The sequence below is a fragment of the Aequitasia blattaphilus genome (genome assembly GCF_024721305.1).
Taxonomy (GTDB): domain Bacteria; phylum Bacillota; class Clostridia; order Lachnospirales; family Lachnospiraceae; genus Aequitasia; species Aequitasia blattaphila.
Genome location: NZ_JAMXOD010000051.1, coordinates 1 through 2956 on the forward strand (window position 1 = coordinate 1; position 2956 = coordinate 2956).

Here is a 2956-nt window from a genome sequence, read left to right on the forward strand (position 1 = left end):
AAGCATGAAATGGCACGTACTCTGTTTAGAGAGTTTGCCGAGACAGAAGTAAAACCTCTGGCACAGGAAGTAGATGAAAACGAAGCATTTCCAGAGGAAACAGTAAAAAAGATGGCAAGATATGGATTCCTGGGAATTCCAGTACCAAAAGAGTACGGCGGTCAAGGTTGTGATATCTTAACCTATGCCATGTGTGTGGAGGAGCTGGCAAAGGTATGCGGTACAACTGCAGTAATCGTATCGGCTCATACCTCCCTTTGTGTGGATCCTATCATGACTTACGGAACTCCGGAGCAAAAAGAAAAGTACTTACCAGCTCTTGCAAAAGGAGAAAAGCTGGGCGCCTTTGGACTCACAGAGCCAGGAGCAGGAACCGATGCCCAAGGACAGCAGACAAAGGCTGTATTAGATGGAGATGAATGGGTGCTAAATGGCTCAAAGGTCTTTATCACAAACGGAAAATATGCTGATGTTTACGTCATCATAGCAGTAACCGGAACAGTAGAGAAAAAAGGAAAGATGATGAAGGAAATATCTGCCTTTATCGTGGAAAAAGGGACGCCAGGATTTACCTTTGGAACAAAGGAAAAGAAGATGGGTATCCGAGGCTCTGCTACTTATGAACTAATCTTCACGGATTGCCGTATACCAAAAGAGAATCTTCTGGGAGCAAAAGGAAAAGGCTTTGGCATCGCCATGCATACCTTAGACGGAGGCCGTATCGGAATTGCCTCTCAGGCTCTTGGTCTGGCAGAAGGAGCATTAGAGACCACAATTGAATACGTAAAAGAGAGAAAACAGTTTGGACGTTCCATCTCCAAATTTCAAAATACACAGTTTCAGCTTGCAGACATGGCAACCAAGACCCAGGCAGCCCAGCTATTAGTGTACAAAGCTGCAAAGGCAAAGGATGCCGGTGGAAACTACGGTGTGGAAGCCGCAATGGCAAAGCTCTATGCAGCAGAGACTGCTATGGAAGTAACCACCAAGGCAGTACAGCTCCACGGTGGATACGGATACATCCGGGAGTATGATGTGGAGCGTATGATGCGGGATGCAAAGATCACAGAAATCTATGAGGGTACTTCGGAAGTACAAAGAATGGTAATCTCAGCAAATCTATTAAAGTAGCAGGAGGAGAAGAAAGGTGAAAATAGTTGTTTGTATAAAACAGGTACCAGACACAAAAGGCGGCGTTCAGTTTAATCCAGACGGAACCTTAAACCGAGGAGCAATGCTGGCGATTATGAACCCAGATGATAAAGCAGGATTAGAGGCAGCGCTTCGACTGAAAGACCAATACGATGCAGAAGTAACGGTATTAACCATGGGACTTCCCAAAGCATCCGAGGTATTAGTAGAGGCTATGGCAATGGGAGCAGATAAAGCAGTTCTCGTAACAGACAGAGTCCTTGGAGGAGCGGATACATGGGCAACCTCAACCACACTGGCAGGAGCACTTCGAAACTTAGATTATGACTTGATCATCACAGGCCGTCAGGCAATTGATGGAGATACGGCACAAGTAGGGCCTCAGATATCGGAACACTTAAACATTCCAGTCATCTCCTATGCACAAGACTTAAAAGTGGACGGAGACTCCGTGATTGTAGAGCGTCAGTTTGAAGACCGCCATCACGTAATCAAGGCAAAAATGCCTTGTCTTGTGACGGCACTGGCAGAATTAAATGAACCAAGATATATGACTCCAGGGGGAATCTTTGATGCTTATGAAAAAGAAATCACGGAAATGCATCGGGACGACCTGATTGATGTAGAGGATGCAAACTTAGGACTCAAGGGCTCTCCAACAAAGATTGCAAAGGCATCGGATAAGGTAAGAAAAGGAACCGGGGAACAAGTGAACTTGGATCCGGAAGCTTCGGTAGCCTATTTATTAGAGACTTTAGAAAAGAAGCATGTGATATAGGAGGAGAGAAGAACAATGAGTATAGAAGAATACAAAGGAGTCTACGTCTTTGCTCAACAGGTGGACAATAAAATCAATGGTGTTGCTCTGGAGCTGCTGGGAAAAGCCAAAGACCTTGCCAAGGACTTAAATACAGAAGTAACAGCAGTATTACTGGGAAGTGAAGTAAAAGATTTAACCAAGAAGCTGGCAGCATACGGAGCAGATAAGATTATCTTAGTGGATGATCCGGCCTTAAAGGAATATAAGACAGAGCCTTATACCCACGCTCTTGCGTCAGTGATTAATCAATTCAAACCAGAGATTGTACTGGTAGGAGCAACGGCCATTGGAAGAGATTTAGGTCCTACGGTATCTGCCCGGGTACAGACAGGGTTAACGGCAGATTGTACCCAGCTTGATATTGGAGATTTCCCTATGAAGAAGATTGGAAATCAGGAGCAGAAGCACAACCAGCTCTTAATGACCAGACCCGCTTTTGGAGGAAATACCATAGCGACAATTGCATGCCCGGACAACAGACCTCAGATGGCAACAGTAAGACCGGGAGTGATGCAGAAGATTGAAAAGGATGTTCATGCAGAAGCAGAGGTCATTGAATTCAATCCAGGCTTTGAAGAGAACAATAAATACGTAGAGATTTTAGACATTGTAAAGAGTGTAACCGATACGGTAGACATTATGGATGCAAACATCTTAGTATCCGGAGGCCGTGGAATGGGAGGACCGGAAAACTTCCATGTATTGGAAGACTTGGCAAAAGCCTTAGGAGGAGAAGTGAGTTGTTCCAGAGCCGTAGTAGATGCAGGGTGGAAGCCGAAGGATTTACAAGTAGGACAGACTGGAAAAACAGTGCGCCCAACGGTATACTTTGCAATTGGAATCTCAGGAGCGATTCAGCATGTGGCAGGAATGGAAGAGTCTGATATAATAATAGCTATCAATAAAGATGAGACTGCCCCTATTTTCGATGTAGCAGACTATGGAATTGTAGGAGACTACAGTAAGATTGTTCCAATGCTGACA

3 protein-coding genes are annotated in these 2956 nt (G+C 44.9%); all 3 read left to right on the top strand.

What is annotated here, in order from left to right:
• Positions 1 to 1131: acyl-CoA dehydrogenase (locus NHH15_RS15340; RefSeq protein WP_262067524.1), on the top strand; the 1131-nt coding region annotated here is incomplete at its 5' end.
• Between the two features lie 16 nt (positions 1132 to 1147).
• A complete protein-coding gene (locus NHH15_RS15345) occupies positions 1148 to 1930 on the top strand; it encodes an electron transfer flavoprotein subunit beta/FixA family protein (protein ID WP_262067525.1) in 783 nt (260 codons plus the stop codon).
• Between the two features lie 15 nt (positions 1931 to 1945).
• Positions 1946 to 2956: electron transfer flavoprotein subunit alpha/FixB family protein (locus NHH15_RS15350; RefSeq protein ID WP_262067526.1), on the top strand; the 1011-nt coding region annotated here is incomplete at its 3' end.